Source organism: Bradyrhizobium sp. GW821-FHT13H06 (assembly GCF_058803975.1).
This window is the reverse complement of sequence record NZ_JBXAPN010000003.1, coordinates 70,302-92,967: the sequence shown is the minus strand read 5'-3', so window position 1 is coordinate 92,967 and position 22,666 is coordinate 70,302. Positions and strand designations below refer to the sequence as shown.

Genomic DNA, 22,666 nt, shown 5'->3' with positions numbered 1-22,666 from the left:
TGACCGCTGTATATTGGGCAAATGATTTGTTTTTGCGCCGAGCGCTTTCCCTGGCGGCGGTTATGGCAGAATCCGGGCGAACTCCTGCTCCCCGGACTGACAGACATGGCCACTCGCGCACTCCTTTATCGTCGGCCCCACGAACCGAAGACCCTCGTCATCACCCACGGATCGCAATTTTTTGCCATCCGATTGCGTCGGCATCGCCGTGCGCGCCGCTACACGCTCAGAATTCATCCGAGCGACCGCGAAGCCATCCTCACCATGCCGCCGCGGGGCACGCTCGCCGAAGCGAAGGACTTCGCGCAGCGTCACGGTGCGTGGATCGCCGCGCGTCTCGGTCGCTTGCCGAAGGCCGCGCCGTTCCAGCCTGGCACGGTGATACCGCTCCGCGGCACGCCGCATCGCATCGTTCATCGCGCCGGCACGCGCGGCACGGTGTGGACCGAGATGCGCGATAGCGGTGAACGCATCCTCTGCGTCGCCGGTGGGCTCGAACATGTCGACCGCCGCGTCGGCGACTTCCTCAAGCGCGAGGCGCGCCGCGATCTTCAGCGCTCGGCGGAAGCCTATGCGGCCGAACTCGGTGTCAGGGTCAAGCGGCTCTCGATCCGCGATCAGTCCAGCCGCTGGGGCTCCTGCACCTCGGCCGGCTCGCTGTCGTTCTCCTGGCGCCTGATCCTCGCACCGCCGTTCGTGCTCGACTATCTCGCCGCCCACGAAGTCGCTCATCTCGTCGAGATGAACCACTCGGCGCGGTTCTGGCGCGTGTGCGGCAAGGTCTGCCCGTCGATGGAGCGCGCCAAGAAGTGGCTCGACACCTACGGCAACGATCTGCATCGCTACGGGGTCGAGGAGTAGGCTCTCACTACCCGCTGAACACTCGCTGTCGTCGTCCGGCTTGACCGGACGACCCAGTATTTAAAGAGACCGTTGTTGTTGAGTCGGGGCGTGCTGTACTAGATGTCTCGCTTTCGCGGTAAGTGACAGCAGAGAGCGGCGCGGCTTCAAACCACCCTCATGCACTGAAATCCGCACTCGTTCCCGTCTGCGCGCGTGAGGCCAGATAGGCTGATTGCTGCTGCGCGCCAGCCGTCTGACCCTCCGCCACCATCGCCTGGAACGCCGCGTCGAGTTGCTCGCGACTATATGTCGTGGGCCTGCTCTCGCGCGGCGTCCATTGCGATTGCGTGATGGCCGTGGAGGCCTTCTCGACGGTGCCGCCAAGCAGCTCGGCGTATCTGTCGGCCCGCCATTGCGCCAGGTCCGGCCCGCTCAAGCCGGGAGGATCCTCGAGCTTGCCGACCTTCGCCGCGGCCTGGTTGGTCATCACCGAGGACCCGCCATTGTACAACGTGGCCACCACCTTGCCGTCAACCTTGACCTGAGCGTAGGTGTTCTCCGGTGCGTTGTCTGCGGCGACCGGTTGCGTCACCCTCGCGTCGTGAGTCCTCAGCCAGTTCGTTGCCAGGAGGTCGCGCAGGTGGGGATTGTCCGCCGCCGATATCACCTTCGCACCTGACAGCGGCTTGACTTGCGAGACGTCAATCCGGAAGCTGCTGGTCGCAGCGTCAGTCGCGTCCGGTACCACCGGTTGGAGACCCGATGCCGCATTCGACGCGGGAGTTGATGCGGGCCGCAGATGAGGCAACGCCGCACCGGATACATTTGAAATCATCGAACGCTCCCAGGTCCCTGCTCGACCTATGAGAGCAAATCCCGGGCCGAAGACGGGTGCTTGAAGAGATTGGTGTTTTTCCCATCAGCCATGCGTGGGTCGCGGTCGATCTTGCCGCGCTGGGCAGGAATTGCCGAAGTGATGAAGCGCGCGCTTCAGGCTCTGCGCTGCCTGCGCAAGCCGTTGATTTCATTATCCTCGGCTACTGTGCATGGGGTTGTTTTCGCAGTTCTTGTTTCGAGGTCATCGAAACCTCGGGCAGAACCTATCGATTCCCGCCAAACAGCCGCTCCATCAGCCAGCCATCGAGTCCTGCCGCCGCTTCCGGCCGCACATTGGCGCGCGTGGGAGGCGGCGGGCGATAGCCGCCGGCGTTCGCCGGTGCGGGTCCGGGTGCTGCCGCTGTCGGCGGCGACACCTGCGAGGCCGCCTGCGCGAGGTTCGACAGGCCCCAGGTGGCTTGCGAGTTCGGCAAGTTCGCCACCGGCACGCCCTCGTGCGCCGCGCGCATGAAGCGCGTCCAGACTTCCACCGGCAGGCCGCCACCGGTCGCCTTCTTGGTCGGCGAGTTGTCGTCATTGCCGAGCCAGACGCCGGTGACGAGGTTGGCGGTGTAGCCGATGAACCAGGCGTCGCGATAATCCTGGCTGGTGCCGGTCTTGCCGGCGGCCGGCCATCCGGGAATCTCGGCCTTCTTGGCGGTGCCTGATATCAGCGTCTCCCGCATCATCGCGTTCATCATGCCGACATAGCGGGGCTCGATGACCTGGTTGCGCTCCTCCGGCTGGCGCATGTAGAGCAGCTTGCCGCTGAGCGTCCTGATCCGCGTCACGACATGCGGCGCCACCGCGAGGCCGCCGTTGGCGAAGGGCGCATAGGCGCCGACCAGCTCGACCACGGAGACCTCGGAGGTGCCGAGCGCGATCGAGGCATTGGGTTCGAGCTTGGAGGAGATGCCGAGCCGGTGCGCGGTGCGCACCACGTTCTTCGGCCCGACCTCGAGGCCGAGGCGGATCGCGACCGTGTTGAGCGACATCGCCAGCGCCTGCGTCAGCGTCACCGCGCCGAAATATTCGTGGGTGTAGTTCTCGGGTCTCCAGCCCTTGACCTCGATCGGCGCGTCCTGGCGCATCGTGTCGGGCGTCAGCCCCTGCTCGAGCGCGGTGAGGTACACGAACGGCTTGAACGAGGAGCCCGGCTGGCGCTTGGCGGTCACCGCCCGGTTGTACTGGCTGTCGGAATAGTTCCGCCCGCCGACCATGGCGCGCACCGCGCCGTCTGGCGTCATCGCCACCAGCGCGCCCTGGCTGACATTGAACTTGACGCTCTTGGCCGCGAGCTCGTCGATGATCGCGGCTTCCGCCACGCTCTGCAGTTTCGGATCGATCGTGGTCTCGACCTTGATGCTCTCGTCGATCTGGCCGACCAGGTCGTCCAGCACCTCGCCGATCCAGTCCGCGACGTAATTGACCGTGCCGGCGCCGGCCGGCTTCACGTTGTAGGAGGGATGGCCGATTGAGGCCTTGGCCTGCGCGTCGGTGATGAATTTCGCGTCCGCCATCGCCGCGAGCACGATCTGCGCGCGCGCCTCGGCGCCTTCCGGATTGCGGTTCGGCGCAAGGCGGGACGGCGACTTGACGAGGCCGGCCAGCATCGCGGCTTCGGCGATCGTGACGTTCTTCGCCGACTTGCCGAAATATCTCTGCGCGGCGGCTTCGACGCCGTAGGCGCCGGAGCCGAAATAGACGCGATTGAGATAGAGCTCCAGGATCTCGTCCTTGGAGTGCTTGCGCTCCAGCCAGATCGCGAGCTCTGCCTCCTGCAGCTTGCGCTGTATGGTGCGCTCCTGGGTCAGGAACAGGTTTTTCGCGAGCTGCTGCGTCAGCGTCGAACCGCCCTGCGACACGCCGCGATGGAGCACGTTGGTGACGAGGGCCCGCAGGATGCCGACGGGATCGATGCCGAAATGCGAATAGAAGCGGCGGTCCTCGATGGCGATGAACGCCTTGGGCAGATAGGGCGGCAAGTCCTTCAGCGCGATATTGGCGCCGGCCATCTCGCCGCGCTGCGCCAGCATGCTGCCGTCGATGCCGACGATCTGGATCGTCGGCGGCCGCTTGGGAATCTCCAGCGACTGGATCGGAGGCAGATGGGCGCCGACATAGACCACGACGGCGATCACGGCGATGGCGCCCCACAGGCTCAGCACCGCGCCCCAATAGACGAGGCGGCCGAGGCTGAAGCCGCCGCGCGACCTCGAGCGGCGCTTGGCGCCGCTGCGGCTGGCAGGTGCCTTCCGTTCGCGGGGCGGCTCGTCGCCGGCATCCTCGCTCTTGCGCTTGGCGGATGTCTTCGCAGATTTCTTCGGCTTGTCGTCGCCGCCGGGAACGCGGTCCGCAGCGGTCAGGCGCAGATCGGCGAGCGCCGCGGGCAAGCCGAACAGCGGCTCCTTCCGCGCACCCTTTTTCTTTCCCCACGCCATACGCAATACGCCCGGTCAGTCCGCCCCGCCGCACGCTAGCGGTCGCTGTTTAAGGCCCGGTTACCCTGACGTTAACGCGCGATTAGGAGGTGGGGCATTCGCCCGCCGCGGTTCCGCTTCCCTGGCGCCGGGGCTAGGATCGCCCGCATAAATAAAGAGGGAACTCGCATGGGCCACATCGATCCGACCAAGGAGATCTTCGCGCAATTCCGGGAGAACGACCGCCCGGGCCCGATCCACATGCTCAATCTGGTGCGCCTGCGGAAAGAGGCGGCCTATCCGGACGGCCGCAAGGCGAGTGGCGCGGAGGCCTATGCGGCCTATGGCCGCGAGAGCGGCCCGGTGTTCGAACGTCTCGGGGGCCGCATCGTCTGGCAGGGCAGGTTCGAGCTGATGCTGATCGGCCCGCAGGAGGAACGTTGGGACCATTGCTTCATCGCCGAATATCCCAGCGTCGCGGCCTTCGTCGAGATGATCCGCGATCCCGTCTATCGCGAGGCGGTGAAGCACCGCCAGGCCGCGGTGGAGGATTCGCGGCTGATCCGGCATGCCGTGCTGCCGGTGGGAAAGAATTTCGGGGAGGTCCCGACCTGAACGCCAAGTAGGAGGCTCTCTCGATCGTCATGGCCGGGCTTGACCCGGCCATCCACGGCTTCCTTGACGCCCCAAGAACGTGGATGCCGGGGACAAGCCCGGGCATGACGTCGCAGAGGCAGATGCGTTCTAACCCGAGGGGCCCGTGTCCTCGATGATCGGTCCGAACAGCTCCCAGCGTTCGCCGTTGAACTTCATCATCTGCATCTGCTTGTTGACGCGGTAGTCATTGGGCCCAGTGGTGATCTTGATCCCGGGCAGCGCCAGGCTCGGCGTGTAGCCCTTGATGTTGGCGACCTGCTTCATGACGTTCTCACGCGTCAGGTCGTTGCCGCATTGCTTCAAGACTTGCACCAGCAACTCGGCCACCGAATAGGCATAGGTGTTGATGGTGTTGAGCTTGTCGCCCTCCGGGAAATACTTGTCCATGAAGGCGAAGAAGGCCTTCACGCCCGGATCGTCCTTCCACTGGGGATCGCCCGGGTCCTTGCCGTAATTGGTCGAGATGATGCCCTTGGAGATGTCGAGGCCGGCCGGCTTCAGCGTTGCCGACACCGGGCTCGCATTGATGTCGAGGATGTGCACCGGGGTCCAGCCGAGATCGGCAAGCTTCTTGATCGCCTGCGCCGCGAATTTCGGCGTCGAGGCGTCGAAGAACAGATCAACCCCCATCGACTTCAGCTTGACCACCTGCGAATCGACGGTGGGGTCGGTGACCTCGTAGGAGACCTCGCCGACGATCATGCTGGCGGCCTTGTCGCCGAGGCCGCTCTTGAGCCCCGCCAGATAGTCGCGGCCCATGTCGTCGTTCTGGTAGAGCACGCCGATCTTGGCGTTGGGATGCTCCTTGAGAATGTACTTGGCGTAGATCCGCCCCTCGGACACGTAGTTGGGATTGTAGGCGATGGTCCAGGGATAGTTCTGCGGATCGTTGAAGCGCGCGGCGCCGGTCGAGGCGAGGAGTTGCGGGACCTTCTTGCCGTTGAGGTACTTCTGCACGGCGGCATTCGCGGCGGTGCCGATCAGCTGGAAGGTGAACAGCACTTCGTCGCCCTCGACGAGCTTGCGCACCTGCTCGACGGTTTTCGGTGGCGAATAGGCGTCGTCATACTGGATCAGGTTGATCTTGCGGCCGTTGATGCCGCCCTGATCGTTGATCATCTTGAAGTAGGCGGCCTGGGTCTTGCCGATATTGGCGTAGACGGAATAGGCGCCGGAGAACGGCACGGTCTGGCCGATCTTGATCTCGGTGTCGCTTGCGCCGGTGTCGTATTTCTTCTGGGCGAGGGCCTGGCTGGCGGAGACCGCGAAGGCGATCGCCGCCGTGGCAGCTATGAAGGCTCTGCGATTGTTCATCTTGGGTTGTTCCTCCTGACGGAATTTTCGGCCGACGGTCTTTCTCCGTTGATTGCAACGGTCGCCATCGCTGCCGAAGATTGTGGAGGAAGGTTCGCCGCGGCGCAAGGATCGCCGCGCTGCGCCGTAGCGTCTCAGGCCAGAAACTAAGCCAAGAACAACGCAACCAGCGCGACCGCCGCCGGCAGCGCCTGCACCATCAGAATCCGCGTGCTGACGGTCGCTGCGCCATAGACGCCGGCTACGATCACGCAAAGCAGGAAGAACGCCTTGATCTGGAGCGCGAAGGCGGGGTTACCGTGCACGAGGCCCCAGAGCAGGCCGGCAGCGAGGAAGCCGTTATAGAGGCCCTGATTGGCGGCCAGCGCTTTCGTGATCTCGGCCTTCTCCGGCGAATTCCGAAACACTTTGAGGCCCAGCGGCCTGTCCCAGAGAAACATCTCCAGGATCAGGAAGAAAACGTGCAGTGCCGCGACCAGCGCCACCAGCACATTGGCGATCAGGATCAAGGTCAGCTCCCCCAAAAGCGTCAGCTTTCGGGTGGACGCTAGCATGGCCGGCATGGCAAGTGCGATGGGTGTGTTTCGATTGCCTGGTACCGCGATGCCCGCTCGATCAATCAAGACGCCTGAACGCTTCGGCCTCGACCGCCTGACGACGCCGATCGGGATCGCGCTGCTCGTCACCGATGCTGATGGTGACTTGCGCGCGCTCGACTGGGAGGATTACGAGCACCGCATGCGCGGGCTGTTGCGCCTGCATTACGGTGCCGTGGATCTCAGCAACCAGCCCGCGCCCGCGGATATGCGGACGGCGTTGTCCGGCTATTTCGAAGGCGAGCTCGGCCAGCTCTCGGCCATCGCGTGGCGCATCGCCGGCACGCCGTTCCAGCAGAAGGTCTGGAGCGCGCTTGCGCAAATCCCGGCGGGTACCACGCTGAGCTACGGCGCGCTCGCCGCAAGGATCGGCATGCCCAAGGCCGTTCGTGCGGTTGGCCATGCCAACGGCTCCAACCCGATCAGCGTGGTGCTGCCCTGTCACCGCCTGATCGGCGCGGATGGCTCGCTGGTGAAGTACGGCGGCGGACTGGAGCGCAAGCGCTGGCTGCTGCGTCATGAGGGGGTGGAGGTGTAGTCCCTGCGATCACGCCGCCGGCTGCACCGCCTTGTCGCCGGCCATCACATGGGTCAGCGCACTCTTGATCGCGGCCTGCCGCGTCGGCGCGTTGATCTGCGCGCCCAGGAGGTCGGTGACGTAGAACACGTCGCGCGCGCGCTCGCCGAAGGTCGCGACATGGGCCGAGGCGATGTTGAGATTGAGCTTGGAGATGGCCGTGGTCAGCTCGTAGAGCAGGCCGGGCCGGTCGAGGCCGGAGACCTCGATCACGGTGTAACGGTCGGACCACTGGTTGTTGATGGTCACTTCCGGCTCGATCACGAACGGCTTCGCCTTGCTGCGTACGGTGCGCCGCGCCACGGCTTCGGGCAGGCGCAGCTTGCCCTCCAGCACGTCTTCGATCATCTCGCCGATGCGCGTGGCGCGCCGACCCTCGTCCTCGTCGCGGTCGTATTCCCGGGAGATCGAGATCGTGTCGAGCGCGCGGCCGTCGGTCGTGGTGTAGATCTGGGCATCGACGATGTTGGCGCCGGCCGAGGCACAGGCGCCCGCGATGATCGACAGCAGCCAGGGATGGTCGGCGGCAAAGATCGTCAGCTCGGTGACGCCGCGCACCTCGTCGAAGCCGACATTGATCGCCAGCTTGTGGCCGGCCTGCTCGCTGGAGCGGACGAAGCGGGCGTGGCGGATCTTGCGCGGCAGCTCGACCTTGAGCCAGTAGGCGGGATAGTGCCGGGCGATATAGGCGTCGAGCTCGTCCTTCGGCCATTCGGCGAAGGCCATGCGGAATTCGGCGTGGGCGGCCGCAAGGCGTTTTCCCCGGTCGACCTCCGAGAACCCGCCTGTGAGCACCGGTTCCGTCTCATAGTACAGGGAGCGCAAGAGCTGCGCCTTCCAGCCGTTCCACACGCCCGGGCCGACGCCGCGGATGTCGGCCGTGGTCAGGATGGTCAGGAGCTTCATCTGCTCGACCGACTGCACCACGGCGGCGAAATTCTCGATGGTCTTGCGATCCGAGAGGTCGCGCGACTGCGCGACCGTGGACATCGTCAGATGTTCCTCGATCAGCCACGCCACGAGCTCGGTGTCGGCAGGGCTGAAGCCGAGCCGCGGGCACAGCCGCCGGGCGACCTTCGCCCCGGCGATCGAGTGATCCTCGGGCCTGCCCTTGGCGACGTCGTGCAGCAATGTCGCGATGTAGATCACCGCGCGGTGCTCGGGCCGGGACTTGCGCATGAGGTCGCTGGCGAGCGCGAACTCCTCGATGCCGCCGCGCTCGATGTCCTGGAGGAAGCCGATGCAGCGGATCAGGTGCTCGTCGACGGTGTAGTGATGATACATGTTGAACTGCATCATCGAGACGATCTTGCCGAAAGCGCGGATGAAGTGGCCGAGCACGCCGGTCTCGTTCATCCGCCGCAGCACGATCTCCGCGTTGTCGGAGGTCAGGATCTCCATGAACAGCCGGTTGGCCTCGGGATTTTCGCGCAAGCCCGCGTTGATCAGGCCGAGCGAGCGCGTCACGTCGCGCATCGCATCCGGGTGGAAGGCGAGGTTGTTCTTCTGCGCGAGGCGGAAGATGCGGATCAGGTTGACCGGATCGTGCTTGAACACGTCCGGCGCGGCGACGTTGATGCGGTTGTTGTCGACGATGAAGTCGTCGCTGTCAGGGACGCGCCGCTTCGCCGCGGTCGGTCGCAAGCGCGCCATCATCCGGCTCAGCACCGGGGCGGGCTTGGCCTGCTGGTCCTCGAGCTTGGCGCAGAGGATGGCGGTGAGGTTGCCGACTTCCTTGGCGACCAGGAAGTAGTGCTTCATGAAGCGCTCGACGTCCTGCATGCCGGGATGCGAGGTATAGCCGAGCCGGATCGCGATCTCGCGCTGGAGGTCGAAGGAGAGGCGCTCTTCGGCGCGGTTGCAATAGAAATGCAGATTGCAGCGGACCGACCAGAGGAAATCGGCGCAGCGGCGGAAGCTGCGATATTCCTGTGCGTCGAACACGCCGCGCGCGACCAGCTCGTGGGTATCGCGCACCCGGTAGACGTATTTGGCGATCCAGAACAGCGTGTGCAGGTCGCGCAAGGCTCCCTTGCCGTCCTTGACGTTGGGCTCGACCAGATAGCGCGACTGGCCGCCGCGGCGGTGCCGCTCCTCGCGCTCGGCGAGCTTTGCGGTGACGAATTCCGACGCGGTGCCCTGCACGACTTCCTTGTCGAAGCGCTCGACCAGCTCCTCATAGAGCGGCTTGTCGCCGGTGAGGAAGCGCGTCTCCAGGATCGCAGTGCGGATCGTCATGTCGCCGCGCGCCTGCCGGATCGATTCGTCGACCGAGCGGGTGGCGTGACCGACCTTCAGCCCCATGTCCCAGAGGCAATAGAGGATCGCCTCGGCGACCTGCTCGCCCCAGGCGGTCTGCTTGTAGGGCAGGATGAAGAGCAGATCGATGTCCGATTCCGGCGCCATCAGGCCGCGGCCATAGCCGCCGGTGGCCACGACCGCCATGCGCTCGGCGCCGCTCGGGATCGGCGAGCGGTAGAGATGGCGCGTCGCCGCCGAATACAGGATGCGGATGATCTCGTCCTGCACGTGGCACAGCCGCTCGGCGCAGCGCCGGCCGTGGCGGTCCTTCAAGAGGATCGCCTGCGCGGCGGCGCGCGCCGCGATAAGTTCCGCCTTGAGCAATTGCGCCATCGCCGTACGGAACGCGTCCTCGCGTCCCTGATACTGTTCGGCAAGCGCATCGACCGCGGCGGTGATCCGCGCGGTGTCGAAACGATCGTCCACCCCGGCCTTCTGCTCAGTTGCGATGCTGTCCATGTCTCTCCGGATATAAGAGGTGACAGGCGCTGTCACGAGACATTCGCAAGCCAGCGACCGATGAACTCGGTCATGCAGATCGGACAGTCTGTGGCGCTGCTCGTGATTTGAGCGTAACATCATGAAAATACGTTTGTTTTTGGCTCGATTCCGGTCGCTCATGGCAGATCCCATCAATCATGAGCTGACACGAAACCGGCCGCCTTCTATACCGCTCGTGAGGAACGACATGCCGGGAGAGAACAAGATGGACGCTGTCCAACTGCGCCAGATGCAGGCCCCGATCAAGGAGCGCTACAGGAACGATCCCAAGGCCGCGCTGATCACGCTGAAGGCCAAGGGCTCCACCGACAGCGAAGGCATCGCCTGCAAGGTCGAGACGGGCCGCGCCATCGCAATGGCCGGTCTGCATCCGGGCACCGGCGGCTCCGGCCTCGAGCTCTGCTCCGGCGACATGCTTCTTGAAGCGCTGGTCGCCTGTGCCGGCGTCACGCTGAAGTCGGTCGCGACCGCGATCGAGGTGCCGCTCAAGACCGGCAACGTCTACGCCGAGGGCGATCTCGACTTCCGCGGCACGCTCGGCATCGACAAGGAGACTCCGGTCGGTTTCGCCGAGATCCGCCTGCGCTTCGAGGTCGACACCGACGCGCCGCAGGACAAGCTCGACCTGCTGCTCAAGCTCACCGAGCGTTATTGCGTGGTCTATCAGACCATCAAGAACGGCCCCAAGGTGTCGGTGTCGATGCAGCGGATGTAAGGCGAAGGTCGCTACTCCACAATCGGTGTCGTCCCGGCGAACGCCGGGACCCAGAATCCCTAGCGCCGATTGTATCGCCGAACTGACCACTAAAACTGCTTAACACAGCGAAGCCTGTGAGTATGGGTCCCGGATCTGCGCTTGTCCGGGACGACAAAACAAAAATGTCCCTCGACCTCCACTTCATCCTCTTCCTCTTCCTGCGCATGGCGATCGCGGCGGCGTTCGTGGTGTCGGCGTCGATCATCACCGAACGCGCGGGGCCCGTGATCGGCGCGCTGGTTGCGACCCTGCCGGTATCGGCCGGTCCATCCTACGTCTTCCTCGCGATCGATCATGACGCCGCCTTCATCGCGCAGGGTGCGCTGGCGAGCCTGCCGGTCAATGCGGCGACGATTTTCATGTGTCTCACCTATGTCGTGCTGTCGCAGCGGCACAATCTCGTGGTGAGCTGTGGAAGCGCAGTCGCGGTCTGGATCGTGCTTGCATCGATCATCCGCCAGTTCGACTGGTCGCTCGCCGCGGGGCTTGCCGCCAACCTGATCGCGTTCGGCATCTGCATCCCACTGCTGGCGCGGTATCGCCACGTGAAGATGCCGTTGGTGACGCGCCGCTGGTACGACGTGCCGATGCGGGCGGCGCTGGTCGCAACCCTCGTCGCCATCGTGGTCTCGACGTCAGGATGGGTCGGCCCGCGGATCAGCGGTATCATCGCGCTGTTTCCGGTCGTGTTCACCAGCATGATGGTGATCCTGCACCCGCGAATCGGCGGCCCGCCGACGGCCGCGGTGCTTGCCAACTCCGCCTGGGGATTGCTCGGCTTCGGCATGGCGATCGCCATCATGCACATTGCGGTGGCGCAATTCGGATCGGCGACAGGTCTTTCTCTTGCCCTTGCAACCTGCGTGCTGTGGAACTTGACGCTGTGGCAGCGTGGACGCGTCATGCGGAAGGCGCGGTCTCCGTGAGACTACGGAACGGAGCGTCATCGCGTCGCGCAAACGCCGGCCCAGAAATGTCCAGTACAGCGCGGCGTACGCACAAGCCATTGATCGAGATGCGTCATTTCAAATCGCAGCCGCGATTGCCGTTGATCTTCGATGCGTAGAGCATCGCTCCGATTTCCCGCCGGTTTCCGACAGATCTATTAGAACTTTCTTCGCGCTTTTCATCTACGAATAAACCAGCGTACCCGCGTCCGCTGCCGTTAGCGCGAACTCGTCCGGGCTGCATCAAAGTGCAGGGACGCGCGGGAATTGTCGATTTGAATACGGCTGTGCCGCTGCAACTGTTACTTCCCCTACGAGCCGTCCACGCTATTTCGAGATGGAGATTCCTTGATGTTCGGTCGCAAGTCCCACAGTGATGCACAGGCACGGCTCGACGCCATCGGCCGTTCGCAGGCCATGATCGAATTCAATCTCGATGGCTCGATCATCACGGCGAACAAGAACTTTCTCGACGCCCTCGGCTATCGGCTCGACGAGATTCAGGGCAAGCATCACTCCATGTTCGTGCCGGCCGACCAGCGCGACACCGCCGAGTACAAGGCGTTCTGGGCTGCATTGAACCGTGGCGAGTATCAGGCGCGCGAGTTCAAGCGGATCGCGAAGGACGGCCGCGAGGTCTGGATCGAAGCCTCCTACAATCCGGTGCTCGACGGCAACGGCAAGGCGGTGATGGTCGCCAAGATTGCGACCGACATCACTGCGAAGAAGATCCGGAGCATGACGGATGCGTCGAAGATCGCCGCCATCAGCCGCGCTCAGGCCGTCATCGAATTCAAGCTCGACGGCACCGTCGTCACGGCCAACGAGAATTTCTGCAAGACGCTCGGCTACTCGCTGGCGGAGATCGAGGGCAAGCATCACAGCCTGTTCGTGGCGGAGGCCGAACGCAACAGCTCGGCCTATCGCGAATTCTGGGCCGCGCTCAACCGCGGCGACTATCAGGCCGGCGAGTTCAAGCGGATCGCCAAGGGTGGCCGCGAGGTCTGGATTCTCGCCTCCTACAATCCGCTGCTCGACGAAAACGGCAGGCCGTACGGGGTCGTCAAGTTCGCAACCGACGTGACCGCGGAGAAGCTGAAGAATGCCGATCTCGCCGGTCAGATCGCCGCCATCGACAAGGCCCAGGCCGTGATCGAGTTCAACATGGACGGCACGATCGTCACCGCCAATGCCAACTTCCTCGGCGCGCTCGGCTATTCGCTGGCCGAGATCAAGGGCCAGCATCACAGCATGTTCGTCGATCCCAGCGAGCGCGATGGCGCCGGCTATCGCGAGTTCTGGGCCGCGCTCAATCGCGGCGAATACCAGGCGGCCGAATACAAGCGCATCGGCAAGGGCGGCAAGGAAGTCTACATCCAGGCCTCCTACAATCCGATCCTCGATCTCAACGGCAGGCCGTTCAAGGTGGTGAAATACGCCACCGACACCACGCGGCAGGTGCTGGTCCGCATGGGCAACGAGCGCGTCCGCGGCATGATGGAATCGGTCGCCGCCGGCTCGGAGGAGCTCAACGCCTCGGTGCGGGAGATCTCCGAGGCGATGACCAAATCCCGCGAAACCGCGATGAGCGCGGTTGAACAGGTCTCCTCCGCCGACGCGCAGGCCCAACGCCTCACCGAGGCTGCGCAGGCGATGAGCGGCATCGTCGAGATGATCAACAACATCACCGGGCAGATCAACCTGCTCGCGCTCAACGCCACGATCGAGTCGGCCCGCGCCGGCGAGGCTGGCCGCGGCTTCGCGGTGGTCGCCTCCGAGGTCAAGAGCCTCGCCAACCAGGCCAAGCAGGCCACCGACAAGATCGGCGAGGAGATCGGCAGCCTCAACAGCATTTCCGGCGACGTCGTCAGCGCGCTCGGTTCGATCAAGCAGGCGATCAACAATGTCAGCGAGTACGTCACCTCGACCGCCGCAGCGATCGAGGAGCAGAGCACGGTGACGAACGAGATGTCGACCAGCATGCAGCGCGCGGCCGCCGAGGCCGCGGCGATCGCGTCGAGGGCGTAGGGTATCCAGCCTGCATTTGTAGCCCGCATGAGCGCAGCGATATGCGGGACATACGTCCCCGGATGTCGCTTCGCTCATCCGGGCTACGATACCACTATTGCTTCGGCAGCCTGGCCTTCAACGCATAGAGCGCATCCAGCGCTTCGCGCGGCGACATCTCGTCAGGGTGCAGCGCTTTGACCGCCTCCATCAGCAACTCGGCCTCGCTCGGCGGCGCGGCTTCCGCGGCGGCGCGCGAGGGCACGGCGAACAGCGGCAGGTCGTCCACCAAGGCTCGCGCGGTCTGGCCGCGGTCCTGCGCCTCCAGCTTGGAGAGCACGGATTTGGCGCGTGTGATCACCGCCGGCGGCAGGCCGGCGAGTTTCGCCACCTGGATGCCGTAGGAGCGGTCGGCCGAGCCCGGCAGCACCTCGTGCAGGAACACGACGTTGCCCTGCCATTCCTTGACCCGCACCGTCGCATTGAACATCCGCGGCAGCTTGGCCGCGAGCGCGGTCAGCTCGTGATAATGCGTCGCGAACAGCGTCCGGCAGCGATTGCTCTCGTGCAGATGCTCGATCGCGGCCCAGGCGATCGAGAGGCCGTCGAAGGTCGCGGTGCCACGGCCGATTTCGTCCAGAATCACCAGCGCGCGCTCGCCGGCCTGGTTCAGGATCGCCGCGGTCTCGACCATCTCGACCATGAAGGTGGAGCGGCCGCGGGCGAGATCGTCGGCGGCGCCGACGCGCGAGAATAGGCGGTCGACGATGCCGATCCGCGCGCGCGTGGCCGGCACGAAGCTGCCCATCTGCGCCATCAGCGCGATCAGCGCATTCTGGCGCAGGAAGGTCGACTTACCCGCCATGTTCGGGCCGGTCAGCAGCCAGAGCTGACCGGACTTCTGCGCTGGCGCAGGCGACAGATCGCAGGCATTGGCGATGAACGGCTCGCCGTTGCGCTTCAAGGCCTGCTCCACCACGGGATGGCGGCCAGCCTCGATGGCGAAGCTGAGCGAGCCGTCAACCTCGGGCCGCACATAGTTCTCGTCGACGGCTAGCTTGGCGAGCGAGGTCGCGACGTCGAGCAGTGCAAAACCTTGCGCCGCAGCACGCAGATCGTCGCTGATCTCGAGCGCTTTCGCACAGAGCCGCTCGAAGATCTCGAGCTCGAGGCCCAGCGCGCGGTCACCGGCATTGGCGATCTTGGCTTCGATCTCGCCGAGCTCGGAGGTGGTGAAGCGCACCTGCCCGGCCAGCGTCTGGCGATGGATGAAGGTCGCGTTCAGCGGCGGCGACATCAGCTTGTCGCCGTGCTGGGCCGTGACCTCGACGAAATAGCCGAGCACGTTGTTGTGCCGGATCTTCAGAGCCTTGACGCCGGTGTCGTCGGCGTAGCGCGCCTGCATCGAGGCCACCACGAGGCGTGAGGCGTCGCGCAGGTTCCGCGCCTCGTCGAGGGCTGGCTCATAGCCCGGGCGAACGAAGCCGCCGTCGCGCTTGATCAGGGGCAGCTGCTCGTCGAGCGCACGGGCAAATTCGGATGCGAGCTCGCGCGACGGCCTTTGCAGCGCCGCCATCACCGCCGTGATCTCCTGCGGCGGCGCATCCAGTTCGGAGAGCCGCGTCAGCACCTGGTCGGCGGCGATGATGCCGTCGCGGATGCCGGCGAGGTCGCGCGGTCCGCCGCGGCCGACCGAGAGCCGAGCCAATGCGCGCGACATGTCGGGTGCGCCGCGTAATATGCTGCGAATGTCCTCGCGCGCCGCGGAATCGGCAACGAAGGCGCTGACCGCGTCGAGCCGGCGGGCGATCGCCGGGGCATCCGTCAGCGGCGCCGCCAGACGCTGTGCGAGCAGGCGCGAACCCGCCGAGGTCACCGTGCAGTCGATGGCGTCGAGCAGCGAGCCGCGGCGCTCGCCGGCCAGCGTCCGCGTCAGCTCGAGATTGGCGCGGGTGGCCGGATCGATCGCCATGGTCGCGCCGGAAGCCTCGCGCGCGGGCGGCGACAGCGGCGGATGCTTGCCGACCTGGGTGCGGTCGACATAGGTGACGGCGGCGGCCGCGGCGGTGGCCTCCAGGCGCGTGAGCTGGGAGAGCCCGTCCATGGTCGCGACGGCGAAGTAGTCGCACAGCCGCTTCTCGGCGGTCGCGCCGTCGAACACGTCGCGGGTCAGAGGCGTCACCGCCGGCAGCTCGCGCAGGGTCTGTCCGAGCTCGCTGTCGTTGTAGAGCGCGTCGGTGACGATCGCCTCGTTCGGGTTGATGCGTGCCAGCGTCGCGGGGAGCTCGCCGCTTGAGCATTCCGTCACCATGAACTCGGCGGTCGAGATGTCGATCCAGGCGAGGCCGAAGCGGTCGCCGCCAGCGGAGGAGCGGGCGCGCGCGATCGCCAGCAGGTAATTGTTGGCGCGCGCGTCGAGCAGCGTGTCCTCGGTCAGCGTGCCCGGCGTCACCAGCCGCACCACGCCGCGGCGCACCACGCTCTTGTTGCCGCGCGCCTTGGCCGCAGCGGGGTCCTCGGTCTGCTCGCAAACCGCGACGCGGTGGCCGGCCGAGATCAGACGATGCAGATAGTCCTCGGAGCGCTCGACCGGCACGCCGCACATCGGGATATCCGCGCCCTGGTGCTTGCCGCGCTTGGTCAAGACGATGCCGAGCGTCCTGGAAGCGATCTCGGCGTCCTCGAAGAACAGCTCGTAGAAGTCGCCCATCCGGTAGAACAGCAGGAGGCCCTGATGCGCCGCCTTGATCTCGAGGTACTGTTCCATCATCGGCGTGACGCGCGCGGCGGCTTCGGCCTGCGGCGCGGGCGTGTCCTCGGGGGGCGGGACAGGTATCGGCTGTTGCATCGTCATGGGCGGCGCAACCTACAAAATTTCGGCACCTGCTCCTATCGCTTTGGCCGGAGCGGCGAGGTTTTCCACGTTGTCCGCACGGTGGCATGCGCTTGCGGCGTGCGGCCCCCTCGGAACACGCGCGCATCAGTCAATTGACCTGCCGCGGGCGCCCTCCTAAAACTCCGCCGACATTGAAGAATTTGGCCGGACTGCGGCATTCAGGGAGAACAACGATGCGTGACGTCTTTATCTGCGATGCCGTGCGGACCCCGATCGGCCGTTTCGGCGGCTCGCTCGCCAAGGTTCGCGCCGACGATCTGGCCGCCGCCCCCATCAAGGCGCTGATGGCAAAACATCCCAATCTCGACTGGGCGCAGGTGGACGAAGTGTTCTTCGGCTGCGCCAACCAGGCCGGCGAGGACAACCGCAACGTCGCGCGCATGGCGCTGCTGCTGGCGGGCCTGCCGGATTCGGTTCCCGGCCAGACCCTGAACCGGCTCTGCGCCTCGGGCCTTGATGCAGTCGGCGCCGCGGGCCGCGCCATCCGCGCCGGCGAGGTCGAGCTCGCCATCGCAGGCGGCGTCGAGTCGATGACGCGCGCACCCTTCGTGATGGGCAAGGCGCAGGAAGCCTTCTCGCGCTCCGCCGAAATCTTCGACACCACCATTGGCTGGCGCTTCATCAATCCGCTGCTGAAGGCGCAGTACGGCGTCGATGCCATGCCGGAGACCGGCGAGAACGTCGCCGAGGAATTCCAGGTTTCGCGCGCCGATCAGGACGCCTTCGCCATCCGCTCGCAGCAGCGTGCGGGTGCGGCGATCGCGGCAGGCTATTTCGCCGAGGAGATCACGCCGATCACCATTCCCGGCGGCAAGGCTGGCCCCATCACGGTCGACAAGGACGAGCATCCGCGTCCCGAGACCACGCTGGAAGGTCTCGCCAAGCTGAAGCCGATCGTGCGCAATCCCGGCACGGTGACGGCCGGCAACGCCTCCGGCGTCAATGACGGCGCCGCCGCCATGATCCTGGCCTCGGAAGCCGCGGTGAAGAAGCACGGCCTGACGCCGCGGGCCCGCATCCTCGGGCTCGCCTCGGCCGGCGTGCCGCCGCGCATCATGGGCATCGGACCGGTGCCGGCCACACGCAAGCTGATGGAGCGGCTCGGCAAGAAGATCAGCGATTTCGACCTGATCGAGCTGAACGAAGCCTTCGCCTCGCAGGGCATAGCCTGCCTGCGCCAGCTCGGCGTCAAGGACGATGCCGATTTCGTCAATCCGCATGGCGGCGCCATCGCGCTCGGCCATCCGCTCGGCATGAGCGGCGCCCGCCTCGCGCTCACCGCGGTGCACGGCATGGAAAAGCGCGGCGGCAAGCTTGCGCTCGCCACCATGTGCGTCGGCGTCGGTCAGGGCGTCGCGGTTGCGATCGAGAAGCTGAACTGACGGGCACTTGCACCGACCCGGGATCTCGAGATTCCGGGTTCAGCCCTGCGGGCTGCCCCGGAATGACAGCTTCGGGAAGCCGCGAAACCGGCTTCCCCAAATTAGTTATATCCTATAATGATCGGCGAAGCGTTGACCGGCCAGACCACAATGGCCGGGGAGGAGTTCGCCATGGCATTCATCTATCCCACTGATAGCAACAAGGCGCATCCGCTGCCGCTGTCGCCCGACTACAAGAGCTCGATCAAGCGCGCGCCGAGCAAGCCCTTGATCCCGATGCGCCACACGCTGTCGGAACTGACCGGCCCCGTCTACGGCCATGAGACCGTGCGTGAGGGCGATAATGATCTCACCACCCAGCACAGCGGCGAGCCGCTCGGCGAGCGCATCATCGTGCACGGCCATGTGCGCGACGAGGACGGCCGTGGCGTGCCGAATTCATTGATCGAGATCTGGCAGGCCAATTCCTGCGGCCGCTACGTGCATGTCCGCGACCAGCACCCGGCGCCGCTGGATCCGAATTTCACCGGCGCGGGCCGCACCGTGAGCGATGCTTCCGGTTATTATCGCTTCGTCACCATCAAGCCCGGCGCCTACCCCTGGGGCAATCACCACAACGCCTGGCGCCCCGCGCACATCCACCTTTCGGTCTTCGGCTATTCCTTCGTCACCCGCCTCGTGACGCAGATGTACTTCCCGAACGATCCCTTGTTCCCGTTCGACCCGATCTTCAACTCGGTGCCGGACGAGAAGGCGCGCGCGCGGATGGTCTCGTCGTTCGATCTCGAGAACACAAAGCCCGAATGGGCGCTGTGCTACCGCTTCGACATCGTGCTGCGCGGCAAGAACGCCACACCCATGGAGAGCCATTAAGTGCAAGAGTCTGTGAAATCCAACGGGATCACCCCCTCGCAGACGGTCGGTCCGTTCTTCAAATACGGCCTGACGCCGAACGGCGAATACGCCTGGAACGACGCGTTCACCAACTCGACCCTGACCCCCGACGTGTCGGGCGACCGCATCCGCATCGAGGGTCGCGTGTTCGATGGCGACGGCGTTGCCGTGCCGGATTGCATGCTGGAGATCTGGCAGCCGGATGCGCAGGGACGCTTCGCCGACCCGCAGGACAAGCGTGCGCTGCCGAATGCGAGCTTCCGCGGCTTTGCCCGCTGCGGCACCGACAAGGACGGCAACTACGCCTTCGACACCATCAAGCCGGGCGTGGTGCCGGATCCCGACGGCAAGCCGCAGGCGCCGCACATCCTGCTTGCGGTGTTCGGCCGCGGCATGCTGCGGCATCTCTACACCCGCATCTATTTCAGCGACGAGGCCGGCAACGCGGCCGATCCCGTGCTGGCGCTGGTGCCGGCTGACCGCCGCGCCACGCTGACCGCGGTGCGCGAGGCCGGCAAGGCGGTTTACCGGCTCGACCTGCGGCTCCAGGGCGACGACGAGACAGTGTTCTTCGAGGTCTGAGCGAATCGAATACGTGCCGACGTCGCCAGGTCGTCGGCATCACGCTTCTTATCCAGCGCAACCGCGGTCGGCGTTGCCCTGCATCCGGCCTGACCGTCCCCATGCTCGCCGTGCGTCAGTCCCGCTGACCCAAATCCGATTGATCGACGCTCAATTCCCGTAGCGTTTCGGAGCCTTTCTTTCGAGACTTTCCCGCGAGGCAATCCCGCATTTACCATATTGATCTAGGCTCCTCGCGGTTTCAGCGCGCGCCCTGGATTATTTCATGAAGATTCGTCTGTCATTGTCGGCCGCGATCGTCGCTTTCGGGATCGTCCTTGCCATCGGCTTTACTGCGGTTGTTTCCACCAGCCTCTATGCGCTGCGCGAGCTCAAGGTCGGCGGCCCGCTCTATTCCGACATCAAGCTCGGCAACGACCTGATCGCCGACATCCTGCCGCCGCCGGAATATGTCATCGAGGCCTATCTCGAGGCGACGCTGGCCATGCGCGAGCCGGACCAGCTGTCCGCCCATGGCGAGCGCCTGGTCCAGCTCCGCAAGGACTACGACGAGCGCAAGGCGTTCTGGGTCTCCTCCAGCCTCTCGGCCGACCTCAAGACCGCGCTGGTGTCGAAGTCCGATGCGGAGGTGCAGAAATTCTGGAAGGCGTCCGACCAGCTCCTGCCGGCCCTCAAGGCCAGGGACGCAGCTGCGTCCGAGCGCGCCTATGCGCAGCTTAAGGATGCCTATACCGCGCATCGCGCCGTCATCGACAGCATCGTCGAGAACGCCAACAAGCAGAATGCCGCCATGGAGAAGCTGGCCGCGGACCGCGACAGCTCCATCCTCTATATCCTCCTTGGCGTCTCCGCCGCCGTTCTCGCCTTCATCGCTGCGGGCCTGCTCGGTGTTGCCCTCGGGGTGGTCCGTCCGATCGTGCGCATGACGGACACGATGCAGAAGCTCGCGACCGGCGATCTCGCCGCCGACATTCCGTTTGCGCACCGCCAGGACGAGGTCGGCTCGATGGCGGGTGCGCTTCTGGTGTTCAAGCAGGCGGCGGTCGAGAATTCCCGTCTGCGCGAGGAACAGTTGCGGCAGGAGCAGGAGGCGGCGCTTGCCAAGCGCTCCGCCCTGCACCAGATGGCCGAAACCGTCGAGCGCGAGACCGGCCGCTCGGTCGACACCGCGACCGCGGCGACGCAAGGCGTCGAGCGGGCCGCCTCCGGCCTGTCGGAGATCGCGAAATCGCTCTCTGCGCAGTCGCAGGCGGTCGCGGCGGCCTCCACGCAGGCCCTCGGCAGCTCGCAGGCCGTCTCGGCCGCAGCCGAAGAATTGAGCACCTCGATCCGCGAGATCGCAAGCCAGGTCGCACGCACCAGCACCGTCACCAAATCGGCGGTCGCCGGCCGCGAGCAGGCGCGTTCGACCATCCAGGCGCTGGCCGGGTCGGTGAAGAAGATCGCCGAGGTCTCCGATCTCATCGGCGGCATCGCGGGCCAGACCAACCTCCTCGCGCTCAACGCGACGATCGAGGCGGCGCGCGCCGGCGAAGCCGGCCGCGGCTTCGCGGTGGTCGCCGCCGAGGTGAAATCCCTGTCCGACCAGACCGCCAAATCCACCGAGGAGATCGGGCGGCTGATTGCGGAGATCCAGGCCTCGACGCAGGCCGCGGTCGATTCCGTCGAGGCCATGGGGGGCCACATCATCGAGATCGACGGCGTGGCGACCTCGGTCGCCGCCGCGATGGAAGAGCAGGACGCCGCGACGCGGGAGATCACGCGGTCGATTTCCGAATCCGCCTCCGCGGCGAAGGAGGTCTCGGCCAAGATCGGCGATGTCAGCCGCGACGCCGCCTCCGTCAACCAGCGCGCCGCGGACGTCAGGCAGGCGATCGCCGGGATGGCGGCCAATCTCGAACAGCTGCGGTCGGTCGTGGTGCGCACCGTGCGCGACTCGACGGCGGCGGCTTGAGCCCGGCATCAGCTCCGCCGCTGGTGCCCGGCAGTGTGATCGTGCAGTATGGCGCGGGACAGGGGCATCGTGGTTCATGACACCTCCACAATTGCCGGCGGTCGTTGAGCCCGCCCGACTGACGGCCGCGCTGCGCCGGGGCGGCGTGCTGGACGCCGGCGCGGTGCGCGAAGTGAAGGTGCTGCATCAGCGCGACACCGTCGTGTCGCATATCATCCGTCTCGGCCTGCGTTATGTCGGCGAATCCGCCGGCGCCCCGCAGTCGCTGATCCTCAAGATGCCCAATTCCGCCTTCGCCGAGCGCCTCGCCAATGGCGGCCGGCGCGAGGTGGACTACTACATGCAGCTCGCACCGAGAATGCCGCCGGGACTCGTGCCACGATGCTTCGACGGACATTTCGACGAGCAGAGCCTTGCCTGGCATCTTCTGCTCGAAGATCTCACCGACAGCCATGCGACCGCGACCCAATGGCCGCTGCCGCCGTCGCGCGGTCAGGCGGTCGCGATCGTCACGACGCTCGCGCGTTGGCATGCGGCATGGTGGGACCATCCCGATCTTGGTGACACCGTCGGCACGCTGGCGAGCGCCGAGGACAGCGCGCAGCGTATGGAGACCTTTGCCGGCCATTACGATCGTTTCGCCGATCTGCTCGGTGATCGGCTCAGCGAACAACGGCGCATTCTCTACCGCCGTCTCATCGATCAGTCGGAACCGCTATCCCAGCGCTACCATTCGCGCCGTCATCTCAGCATCACCCATGACGACGCTCATATCTGGAATTTCCTGCTGCCGCGCGCGGGCGTTGCCGATACCGTGCGCATCTTCGATTTCGATCTTTGGAGCATCAACGTTCCGACTCACGACCTCGCCTATATGATGGCCATGCATTGGTATCCGGAACGCCGGCAGGCACTCGAACGCCCGCTGCTCAATGTCTACCACGATACGTTGATCGAAAGCGGCATCACCGGCTATACGCGCGGCGCGCTCGATCGCGACTATCGCTGGGCGGTGCTCTGGCAGATCACGAGGCCGGTCTGGCAGTGGAGCATCGACATCCCGCGGGTAATCTGGTGGAACAATCTGGAGCGGGTGTTTGCGGCGGTGGACGATTTGGGCTGCGAGGAGCTGTTGGGGTGATCTCTCGTGCCCCGGACGCGG

At 65.4% G+C, this 22,666-nt stretch carries 17 protein-coding genes; 11 read left to right on the top strand and 6 right to left on the bottom strand.

Annotation, left to right across the window (positions count from 1 at the left end; all coding sequences use genetic code 11):
* Positions 1-21 precede the first annotated feature (21 nt).
* Positions 22-861: a M48 family metallopeptidase gene (locus AC1RQP_RS12850; protein ID WP_239628250.1), complete on the top strand. Its 840-nt coding sequence runs from the start codon at positions 22-24 to the stop codon at positions 859-861.
* Positions 862-1,018: 157 nt separating this feature from the next.
* Here the strand turns inward: AC1RQP_RS12850 and AC1RQP_RS12845 are convergent, their stop codons facing one another.
* Positions 1,019-1,678, bottom strand: a complete 660-nt coding sequence (locus tag AC1RQP_RS12845) for a hypothetical protein (RefSeq protein WP_492937228.1) — start codon at positions 1,676-1,678, stop codon at positions 1,019-1,021.
* Positions 1,679-1,943: 265 nt separating this feature from the next.
* On the bottom strand, positions 1,944-4,160 hold the full coding sequence (locus AC1RQP_RS12840; RefSeq protein WP_492937227.1) for a transglycosylase domain-containing protein: 2,217 nt from the start codon (positions 4,158-4,160) through the stop codon (positions 1,944-1,946).
* A gap of 168 nt (positions 4,161-4,328) precedes the next feature.
* Between AC1RQP_RS12840 and AC1RQP_RS12835 the strand changes: the two genes are divergently transcribed.
* Positions 4,329-4,754, top strand: a complete 426-nt coding sequence (locus tag AC1RQP_RS12835; RefSeq protein ID WP_492937226.1) for a DUF1330 domain-containing protein — start codon at positions 4,329-4,331, stop codon at positions 4,752-4,754.
* A 129-nt stretch (positions 4,755-4,883) separates the two neighbouring features.
* Here AC1RQP_RS12835 and AC1RQP_RS12830 read toward each other — a convergent pair whose 3' ends face one another.
* Both AC1RQP_RS12830 and AC1RQP_RS12825 read right to left on the bottom strand, forming a co-directional pair.
* Entirely contained in the window at positions 4,884-6,110 is a 1,227-nt protein-coding gene (locus AC1RQP_RS12830; protein WP_492937225.1) for an ABC transporter substrate-binding protein, read from the bottom strand.
* Between the two features lie 146 nt (positions 6,111-6,256).
* Positions 6,257-6,664: a DUF1304 domain-containing protein gene (locus AC1RQP_RS12825; protein ID WP_492937224.1), complete on the bottom strand. Its 408-nt coding sequence runs from the start codon at positions 6,662-6,664 to the stop codon at positions 6,257-6,259.
* A gap of 49 nt (positions 6,665-6,713) precedes the next feature.
* On the opposite strand from AC1RQP_RS12825, the gene AC1RQP_RS12820 reads away from it, so the two are divergent.
* A complete protein-coding gene (locus tag AC1RQP_RS12820) occupies positions 6,714-7,244 on the top strand; it encodes a methylated-DNA--[protein]-cysteine S-methyltransferase (RefSeq protein WP_492937223.1) in 531 nt (176 codons plus the stop codon).
* A 9-nt stretch (positions 7,245-7,253) separates the two neighbouring features.
* On the opposite strand, the gene AC1RQP_RS12815 is transcribed toward AC1RQP_RS12820, so the two are convergent.
* Positions 7,254-10,043, bottom strand: a complete 2,790-nt coding sequence (locus AC1RQP_RS12815) for a [protein-PII] uridylyltransferase (protein ID WP_239628238.1) — start codon at positions 10,041-10,043, stop codon at positions 7,254-7,256.
* 247 nt (positions 10,044-10,290) lie between these two features.
* On the opposite strand from AC1RQP_RS12815, the gene AC1RQP_RS12810 reads away from it, so the two are divergent.
* From AC1RQP_RS12810 to AC1RQP_RS12800, 3 genes are all read left to right on the top strand, one after another.
* A complete protein-coding gene (locus AC1RQP_RS12810) occupies positions 10,291-10,800 on the top strand; it encodes an OsmC family protein (RefSeq protein WP_492937222.1) in 510 nt (169 codons plus the stop codon).
* A 164-nt stretch (positions 10,801-10,964) separates the two neighbouring features.
* A complete protein-coding gene (locus AC1RQP_RS12805; protein WP_492937221.1) occupies positions 10,965-11,768 on the top strand; it encodes a hypothetical protein in 804 nt (267 codons plus the stop codon).
* Between the two features lie 372 nt (positions 11,769-12,140).
* Positions 12,141-13,817, top strand: coding sequence for a methyl-accepting chemotaxis protein (locus tag AC1RQP_RS12800; RefSeq protein ID WP_492937220.1), 1,677 nt, complete (start codon positions 12,141-12,143; stop codon positions 13,815-13,817).
* Between the two features lie 94 nt (positions 13,818-13,911).
* Here AC1RQP_RS12800 and mutS read toward each other — a convergent pair whose 3' ends face one another.
* On the bottom strand, positions 13,912-16,650 hold the full coding sequence (mutS, locus tag AC1RQP_RS12795) for a DNA mismatch repair protein MutS (protein ID WP_492937219.1): 2,739 nt from the start codon (positions 16,648-16,650) through the stop codon (positions 13,912-13,914).
* Positions 16,651-16,865: 215 nt separating this feature from the next.
* Here mutS and pcaF point away from each other — a divergent pair, with 215 nt between their 5' ends.
* The 5 genes from pcaF (at position 16,866) to AC1RQP_RS12770 (ending at position 22,645) form a co-directional block, all read left to right on the top strand.
* On the top strand, positions 16,866-18,074 hold the full coding sequence (pcaF, locus tag AC1RQP_RS12790; protein ID WP_247800047.1) for a 3-oxoadipyl-CoA thiolase: 1,209 nt from the start codon (positions 16,866-16,868) through the stop codon (positions 18,072-18,074).
* A gap of 171 nt (positions 18,075-18,245) precedes the next feature.
* Positions 18,246-18,947, top strand: a complete 702-nt coding sequence (gene pcaH, locus AC1RQP_RS12785; RefSeq protein ID WP_239628230.1) for a protocatechuate 3,4-dioxygenase subunit beta — start codon at positions 18,246-18,248, stop codon at positions 18,945-18,947.
* Positions 18,948-19,550 carry a protocatechuate 3,4-dioxygenase subunit alpha gene (gene pcaG / locus AC1RQP_RS12780; RefSeq protein WP_492937218.1) on the top strand — a complete coding sequence of 201 codons (603 nt, stop codon included), beginning with the start codon at positions 18,948-18,950 and terminating at the stop codon, positions 19,548-19,550.
* Positions 19,551-19,815: 265 nt separating this feature from the next.
* Complete coding sequence (locus tag AC1RQP_RS12775) at positions 19,816-21,504, top strand: methyl-accepting chemotaxis protein (RefSeq protein WP_492937217.1); 1,689 nt, start codon at positions 19,816-19,818, stop codon at positions 21,502-21,504.
* Positions 21,505-21,580: 76 nt separating this feature from the next.
* Complete coding sequence (locus AC1RQP_RS12770; RefSeq protein WP_239628224.1) at positions 21,581-22,645, top strand: ecdysteroid 22-kinase family protein; 1,065 nt, start codon at positions 21,581-21,583, stop codon at positions 22,643-22,645.
* Positions 22,646-22,666 lie beyond the last annotated feature (21 nt).